At 71.1% G+C, this 7,163-nt stretch carries 8 protein-coding genes and 1 pseudogene; all 9 read right to left on the bottom strand.

The features are described 5' to 3' along the window. Positions 1-164: 164 nt before the first annotated feature. Positions 165-572: a hypothetical protein gene (locus JHN45_RS48890; RefSeq protein WP_236584949.1), complete on the bottom strand. Its 408-nt coding sequence runs from the start codon at positions 570-572 to the stop codon at positions 165-167. Between the two features lie 70 nt (positions 573-642). Then, positions 643-2,391 (bottom strand): relaxase/mobilization nuclease domain-containing protein, encoded by a 1,749-nt coding sequence (locus tag JHN45_RS48885; RefSeq protein WP_201055932.1) that lies wholly within the window; start codon positions 2,389-2,391, stop codon positions 643-645. Positions 2,392-2,393: 2 nt separating this feature from the next. Further along, entirely contained in the window at positions 2,394-2,843 is a 450-nt protein-coding gene (gene mobC, locus JHN45_RS53785; RefSeq protein ID WP_307783424.1) for a plasmid mobilization relaxosome protein MobC, read from the bottom strand. Between the two features lie 173 nt (positions 2,844-3,016). Continuing rightward, the gene (locus tag JHN45_RS48875) at positions 3,017-3,238 is read right to left on the bottom strand and encodes a hypothetical protein (RefSeq protein WP_201055929.1); all 222 of its coding nucleotides are present in this window, start codon (positions 3,236-3,238) and stop codon (positions 3,017-3,019) included. Positions 3,239-3,330: 92 nt separating this feature from the next. Next, entirely contained in the window at positions 3,331-4,353 is a 1,023-nt protein-coding gene (locus JHN45_RS48870) for a DUF2637 domain-containing protein (RefSeq protein ID WP_201055928.1), read from the bottom strand. Continuing rightward, positions 4,350-4,949, bottom strand: a complete 600-nt coding sequence (locus JHN45_RS48865) for a WhiB family transcriptional regulator (RefSeq protein ID WP_201055927.1) — start codon at positions 4,947-4,949, stop codon at positions 4,350-4,352. The genes JHN45_RS48870 and JHN45_RS48865 overlap by 4 nt, the downstream gene beginning before the upstream one ends. Before the next feature lie 100 nt (positions 4,950-5,049). Next, positions 5,050-5,757 (bottom strand): ATP-binding protein, encoded by a 708-nt coding sequence (locus tag JHN45_RS48860; RefSeq protein WP_201055926.1) that lies wholly within the window; start codon positions 5,755-5,757, stop codon positions 5,050-5,052. Next, positions 5,757-6,665: pseudogene (locus JHN45_RS48855) on the bottom strand (hypothetical protein). Before JHN45_RS48855 ends, JHN45_RS48860 begins: the two are co-directional and overlap by 1 nt. Positions 6,666-6,667: 2 nt before the next feature. Then, on the bottom strand, positions 6,668-7,027 hold the full coding sequence (locus tag JHN45_RS48850) for a hypothetical protein (RefSeq protein WP_236584948.1): 360 nt from the start codon (positions 7,025-7,027) through the stop codon (positions 6,668-6,670). Positions 7,028-7,163: the final 136 nt, after the last annotated feature.

Genomic DNA, 7,163 nt, shown 5'->3' with positions numbered 1-7,163 from the left:
GCAACCCGAAAAGGTCAGTAGTCCAGCGTCCATCGCCCCATTCTGCCTACGGCCAGGCTTACTTGAGGCGCGACCAGAAGCGAGACCTGGTGGTTCTCAGGGAACCCTTATGAGCCTGAATACATGCGCCACCCGGCGGCGTCTACGGTGCTTCGCCGCAGGCCCTATTCGGGCCTGCGCTCGGACAGGTAGATGCCGGCGAGCATGCCGTCGTAGCCCGCGGCCTGGGCCGCGGCCTCCAAGCTCGGGTAGTCCTGCCCACCGATGTCGATCATCGCCTGGTAGTCCGCCCGGGTCAGCTCGCGCTCGACCCACTGGTGCGCGCAGCGGCAGCGGATGCTGATCTCGTCGCGGTCGCAGATCACCATCCAGTCGCGCCGGGCGCCGCACTGCGGGCACATCACGGGGATCCCGGTGATGGTGATTTCCTCGGGATGAGTGGTTGCTCGGAGACGGATGTTGCCATCACCTAGTTGAGTCTCCTGCTGAAGCCGCAGCAGGGGATCGTCGACGAAGGCGGTCTCCGGCAGATCGGCTCTCTGGGCCTGGATGCCTTCTTCGAGCATGTTCATCGTCTCCTTCTCCGTATCTGTTCAGTATTAACAGGCCCTTGCGCCCGGCTTCCAGCGCTTTGCGCACTGGTCAGCGCCTCGGCCCCGGGGAGCGCGGGTCAGCACTGTGGGGCCTCACCGGCGGCTCGGGGGCCTGTGGTGCCGACGGATAGCGCCGCGATTGGGCTGTCCTCGCATTCGTACGCGCACGGGGCGCGTCCATGGTGGCGGGCAGTTCGCCGATGCGTCGCAGCCGCCAGACGAGCACGTCAGTGACGCTGTCCGCGGTGTCCAGTTCACGCCATTCGATGGCCTGTTGGAGGAGGGCGTCGGGGTCGTGTCCCGCTCGCTCGGCCTGGTCGAGGGTGGCGGTCAGGGCGTCCCAGCCGGGTTCGCGGCGGACGTGGTCAGCCTGTTCGGGCAGGACGGCTTCGAGAGCGCCGGCGTATCGCTCCCGTACGGGTTCGGGGAGTCGCCAGCCGTGCTCACGCATCGCGTTCATGGGCGCGGTGGCAGCCGATCGGTAGGCGCTGCGGAGGTGTTGAGCGGTTCGTTGGGCGGCGGCTGCCTGCTGGGCGTGACCGCGGGCGGAGTGCCAGCGCGCGGCGGCGATAGCCACGAGGACCATCGTGGACAGGACCATCGCGGTGGCGCCGCCGTCCTCGCCCTTGCCGAGCGCGCCGCCGGCGCGGACGATGCCGCGGGCGGCGGAGCGGATGGCCCGGTTGTCGGCGCGCTCGGCGCGGATGTGGGAGCGGGTGGCGCGTTCGAAGTCGCGGGCGGCCTCGGCGAGTTCCCCGCGGGTCGAGGCCGGGGCGGTCTGGGCGAGAGCGTCGAGGAGTTCGCCGACGCCGACGAGTTGGGCGGCGGAGTCCTCCTCGTCGTCCCCGTCAAGGATCGATACCGCCCGCTCGACGACCGGTGCCGCTTCGCGGCGGGCGCGGGCTGGGCGCGGCACTTGTTCGTCGGCACGGCCGACGACAGGCTCATCGTCGTCGGGTCGTCCGGCGGCGAGGCGCCGCCGGATCTTGGGCAGGGAAAGGTCCGGGGCGAGTTTGGAGCCGGAGAACCAGATGGGTTCGCCATCGCGGTTGCGGTCGCCGGGGAGGGCGACGTTGTATCCGATGGCGTCGCCGGACGGGGCGATGCGCTTGTCGATCCGGAGGCCGGCTTCGGCGAGGCGGTCGAAGAACTCCTCCTCGCTGTCAGCCCCGGCCAACGCGTGGCGGACGCTCTCCCGGAGTGTCTCGCGGGGTGTCTCGGCGCGACCGGATCGCTCGGCCTTGGAGCGTTCGGCGCTGGTGGGGCGCTGGGCGGCGGTGCGGTCTCCGCCGTCGAGGATCTGCAGGCCGAACTCCTTCTCGATCTTCCGGCATTCGGCCTGGGCGCGGATGCCGTCGTTGTGGCGGCGTGCCTGCCGCCCGTCCTCGCGCACGAGGGTGGCAGCGATGTGGATGTGGTCGTCGGCGTGGCGTACAGCGATCCATCGGCATGCCTTGTCGTCGCCCTCTTCGGCGATGCCGGTGGCGTGCACGACGCGTCGGGCGACCTCGGCCCATTCGGCGTCGGTGAGGTAGCGGTCGCCGGGCGCGGTGCGTACGGGGCAGTGCCACACGTGCCGGGCTGGGCGGCGGTCCTTCGGCAGGGCGAGGACGGGCAGGTCGAGCCGGTCGGCGAGCTGTTTGAGCGTGGCGTCCGGATCGCGTCCGGGATCGGGGGCGAGGCCGGGCATCCAGGAGGCGACAAGATGCGCGTCGGTGTGCTCTTCCCGACGACCGGGTCCGTAGAGGTAGTTGAGCAGTCCGTATGTACGGCTGCCGGTGGAGACGTCCGGGACCACCGTCAGCGCCGGGCCATCTCTATGGCGGCGGCCTCGATTCGGACGGCGGCACGCAGAACTCGGGCGACCGCCTCGTCCACGTGCTCCACCTGACCGCCGGAGTTCAGGATGCGGGCGACCTGGTTGAGGTTGTTGCCGGCGCGGGCGAGCTGGGCGCTGGCCGCCATCAGTTCCTCCACTCGGCCGCGCTGGTCCAACAGCCATGTCTTCGGACCGCCTTGGGCCTGGGCAACGGCGACCGCTGCATCGGCGAGGAATCCGGCGGTCTTCAGACCGCCGGCTTCGGCGGCGCGCTTGACGGTGTCGAGTTCGTCTCGGGTGAGACGGACGCTGCGGACTTGGTCGCGGTGGACGCTCTGGCGCAGACGGGGGCGCGTGCGCGTCGCGGTGTTCGGCTCTGCTTCTCCCCCTGGCTGCGATCCGCCCTCGGTCGCAGCCCCAGAGTCCGGCACCCCCTGGTGCCGGGCCTCCCCCGCCCCCGAGGGGGCGAGGGCATGCGCTTCCGAAACTCCTCCGCAGCCCATGGCAGCGGAGGAGTTTCGGAAGCTACAGCTTGCTCGGCTTCCTGCCGGGCAGTCGCCTTGCTGCAGGTCAGAGGTGCCGCCAGCCGGGTCGGAGAGTGTCATCAGAGCGTCTGCGCCTTCGTACGGCGCACGTCGTGGAGGACCTCGGCGACGAAGTCGAGGGCGAGGACCGGGTGGTGCAGGGTGCGGGGCGTGCTGGCGGGGGTTCGCTGCACGGTCCAGGTGCCGTCCGGGCCAGGTTCGGCGCGGTGGAGGTGTCCGTACTGCCGAAGCACGGTGATCCAGGCGTCGGCTTCGGCAGGGGTGGCCGGTGTGGTGCGCATCGTTCATCTCCAGTGCGTGCGGAACGTGGTGGGGTGCGGGGCGGGCGGCCCGGTTTGATGCCGTTGGCCGCCCGCCTGTCCGAGCTGGTCGGTCAACCGGTACGGGTGGCCGAGTCCTGGCCAATCTCGGCGCGGAGCTCGCGCATCAGGGCGGTCAGCCGGTCATTGGCCAGGGTTTTCCCCTGTCCGCGGATGGCGTCCGCGACGACCTCGCGGGTGACCTTGCCCGCGTCGGTGACCGCTCGGCGGGCGATCGGCAGGAGGTTGTCCGCCGACGGGGCGGTGTCCGGGCCGCCGTTGTCCGAGGTGTCCGAGGCGGTGTCCGGACCGGGCTCCGGCTCGATGACCGACGGGGCGGCCAGGCGCAGGCGGGCAACCGGGGCAGGTCTGTTGACCGAGTGTCCGCCCAGGTCAGCAGCGTCTCCGCCGTGCGCCGGCTCAGGCTCCGGCACGCTCTCCGGGTGCCCGGACGGCTCCTCCCGGTCAGCCGCTCGCGATACGTCCGGGCCGGAGGTGACCGCCGGGCGTCCGCTCTCCGACGCGGAGAGTGCGGCCGAGTGTCCGAAGGTGACCGGGGTCGGCCGGTGTCCGTCCGCCGCGTGTGGAGTCTCCGGCCGGTCAGCGGTGATCCGGTCGGTCCGGACACCGAAGGTGTCCGGGTTTCCGTGGTGACCGGGTTCGGTGACCCGGCGGGCGATGAGGATGTACAGGTGGACGGCTCCGGCCAGGGCGAGCGGGGCGATGGTGGACAGGGCGCCGACGGTGACGTCACCGAGCCGCAGGCCGTCGCCTTCGGGACTCTGCTGGTTGAGGCGTACGGCGTGCAGGGCGTTGGCCCAGATGCTGGCGGCCGTCGCCGTGCCGAACAGCATCCACACGTACAGGCGGGCGGCGAAGGAGGCGGTGCGCAGGACCAGGAGGGCGCGTACCCCGTAGGCGATGAAGCCGTCGATCACCAGGGGGAAGAGGAACGTGAGGGGTCCGCGGACGTGGATGGCGGTGGCCATCTGCTGCAGGGCGTCGTACGAGAGCGCGCAGCCTGCGCCACCGAGGGCGACGATCGCGGCTCGGTCCCAGCCGGTGATCCGCGCCGGTATGGGCGCGCTGTGGCTCACGCGGCCGTCCCGAGGTCGTTGCGCGCTCGGGTCTCCGCTGCGGATGCCTTGAGCACCTTGGTGGGGCTCTTGGGCATCTTCTTACCCTTCGCCTTGTTCGCCGTCTTCTGCTGGTCGACGGCCCGGTTGCGGATCTCCCGGCGGGTGCGGCGGTAGAGCTTCTCGGCGTGCTCCTCGGTGACCTTGAGCAGCCAGGCGAGCCGCTCGGCCGGCATGTCCCCCTGGTAGGCGACGCGTACGACGGCGTCGCGCTCCGCCTGGGTGAGGTGGATGTCTCGGCCGGCCAGCACGGCGTTCACGCGGGCGTAGTCGAAGCGGCTGTGGAGCTTTCGGTGCAGCAGGTTGCGTTCCTCTTCGGTCATGCCGCCCCGGATGCCGTCGCGGTCGCCGTTTTCGAGGGCGGCGTCGAGGCAGGTGGTGCGGACGGGGCACTGCGCGCACAGGGCCTTGGCGGCGCGGATGCGGTCCATCTCGTCCGGCTCGGGGAAGAAGATGTCCGGGTCGACCTGGTGGTGGGGCGTCGAGCGGCAGGCGGCGCTCTCGTGCCAGGTGAGGTCGCCTAGGGTGCGCGGCATCTGGTTCTCGGTGCTGTGCATGTGAGTGTCTCCGGTCGCCCCGGGCGCGTTTTGGGCATACGCGGCCCAGGGGTTGGTACGTGAAGGAGGCGGAAGCGGTGGCAGCCGGTCGCGGCAGGGATCAGGTGGCGGCGGTGCGGCGACGCTCGGCTGCGAGGGCTCGTCTGCGGTCGGGACCGTCGAGGATGACCTTGTCGGTCATCTCAGTCAGCCGGGAGGCGACGCGGTCGCCGATGTGCTGACGCAGGTCGGCCATGCCGAGGTTGGTGGTGATCAGGGTCGGGAGCATCTCGTTGTAGCGGCGGTTGATCAGCCGCATCGTGATCTCCTCGGTCCACTCGCTGTTCTTGGCCGCGCCGAGGTCGTCGATGATCAGCAGCGGGCAGCGGGCGAGGTCCATCAGCTCCCGCTCACCGTCGTGCCCGGGGCGGGGTCGCAGCTCCGCGTACAGGTCGGCGGCCGTGGTCGCCTTCCAGCGCAGCCGGACGCCGGCGATGAGCAGCGACCGGATCGCGCCGTACGCCTGGTGGGTCTTGCCGGTGCCGGTGGTGCCGACGATCAGCAGCGAGCGGCCCTGGGCGATGCCCGGGGCTCCCGCGATCCCGGGGCGCCCCGCCTGGGCGACTTCGCGGACCCAGGCGGCGACCGCCGGGTGGTCGGCGACGGCGGCCTGGTAGCGGGCCGGGATGCGGGCCTGGGCCGCCTGGAGGGCGGGGATGGGCTCGACCGGGTCGGTGATCGGGGCGGCCGGGTCGATGCCCCGGGAGGTGAGGATGTTGGCCAGGCGGCGGGCGATGCCGCCGACGGGCTGGGCGTCACGGTCGCGCATCACAGCTCCTCGGCGTAGGCGGCGGCAGGGTCGGCGGGGTTGGCCCAGGCCCGGTGACCGGGCACGTTAGGCCGCGATTCCGTCCGCACCAAACCGGCGGGGGTGGCGTTCATGGCCTCGTGGACCAGGCTCGGCAGGGTGCTCGGGTGCAGCCCCTTCGCCCGGTGGCGGGCCAGCCCGGCCCGGATGTGGTCCGGATCGATGCCCTCGGCAAGGAGCTTGGCGGTCTCCCGTCCGAGGTGACCGAGCACGCCGCTGGGCGGGCGGTGGGCACAGGCTGCCGCGTACTCGGCCATGAGCTGCTGGGTCGAAACGGTCTCCGGTGCGGGGGCGCCTGCGCCCCCCGAAGGAGAAGTAGTTCCTAGATCCAAGTTCCTAGGTCCTAGATCCGGGCCATGAGTGCTCCGTGAGGTCTCACGGAGTGTGCTCTGAGCTGCGGTTTTGTGACGGTCGGGAAGGTCGAGCGGGGTGCGTGAGCCCTCACTGAGTCCTCCGTGAGTGTTCACGGAGGACTCAGTGCCGTCTCCGTGAGTTCGTGGTGCGTCCGGGGTGGGCTACTCGATGTCGTGGTGCGGGCAGGCGGGGAAGCGGACGCCGCTGGGCCGGTTGATCTTCTGGTGCTGGCGCCAGGTGACGATGTGCAGGTACCGCTTGCCGTCATCGCCCTCGTAGCGGCAGATCAGGTGGGCGGCGGCGAGCTGGGCCAGGTCGTCCTCGACGTCCACGGGGCCGTGCTCCGGGCGCAGCGACCACAGCAGTCCAGTGATCACGGCAGGCTGGTCGCGGAAGCGACCGTGGTCGTCGGCCTGGGTGAGGAGACCGAAGAAGGTCCGCTCCGCGGCGAGGGAGACCGCGGCGAGCGACTCGGACGCGAAGGCCTCGGGCTTGATCGTTCGGATCCGGGCCACGGTCAACGGCCCCCGTCCGAGCGAGCACAGGCCTCGGCGGCGGGTCGCAGGGTCCCGCTGGTCAGGTCGAGGTCGTGCGTCTCGTCCCAGTTCGCTTGAGGGAAGGCGCGGATCACCCAGCGGGCGGCGGCCACGCGCTGGGTCCGGTTGAGGGGTATGGGCTGTCCCCGCTCGTCGTACGCGCGGGTGTAGGGGCTCGGCCAGGTCTGGCTGGGCTGGTGCTGCGAGACGCGGATGACGCGGGCACCGGGCACCATGTCCACCAGGAGGGCAGCGAGGCGGTGCTGGCGGATACCGTCAGTGGCGTCAACGGCCTTGGCGGGCTGGGCGGTGAGCGCCCTTCCGCTTCGGGACGCGGGCATGCGAGAATTCCTCACTCGTAGGTGGGGTGGGACGGCCGTTCTCGTCGAAAAGGCCAGCCGACTCGCCCCGGTTATGAATCCGCGCCCTCAGGGTGGCGGGCTTGGCGCCCGGGAGCTGCTACTGACCTTTTCGGGT

Source organism: Streptomyces sp. MBT53, from assembly GCF_016654115.1.
In the GTDB taxonomy this organism is placed as follows: domain Bacteria; phylum Actinomycetota; class Actinomycetes; order Streptomycetales; family Streptomycetaceae; genus Streptomyces.
This window is presented reverse-complemented; position numbering and strand designations above follow the sequence as displayed.

What these genes read in the sequence shown, in the direction of transcription:
- JHN45_RS48875 (WP_201055929.1), bottom strand. Translation starts at nt 3,238, where the DNA reads ATGCGCACCACACCGGCCACCCCTGCCGAAGCCGACGCCTGGATCACC.
- JHN45_RS48890 (WP_236584949.1), bottom strand. Translation starts at nt 572, where the DNA reads ATGAACATGCTCGAAGAAGGCATCCAGGCCCAGAGAGCCGATCTGCCG.
- JHN45_RS48860 (WP_201055926.1), bottom strand. Translation starts at nt 5,757, where the DNA reads ATGCGCGACCGTGACGCCCAGCCCGTCGGCGGCATCGCCCGCCGCCTG.
- JHN45_RS48865 (WP_201055927.1), bottom strand. Translation starts at nt 4,949, where the DNA reads ATGCACAGCACCGAGAACCAGATGCCGCGCACCCTAGGCGACCTCACC.
- JHN45_RS48850 (WP_236584948.1), bottom strand. Translation starts at nt 7,027, where the DNA reads ATGCCCGCGTCCCGAAGCGGAAGGGCGCTCACCGCCCAGCCCGCCAAG.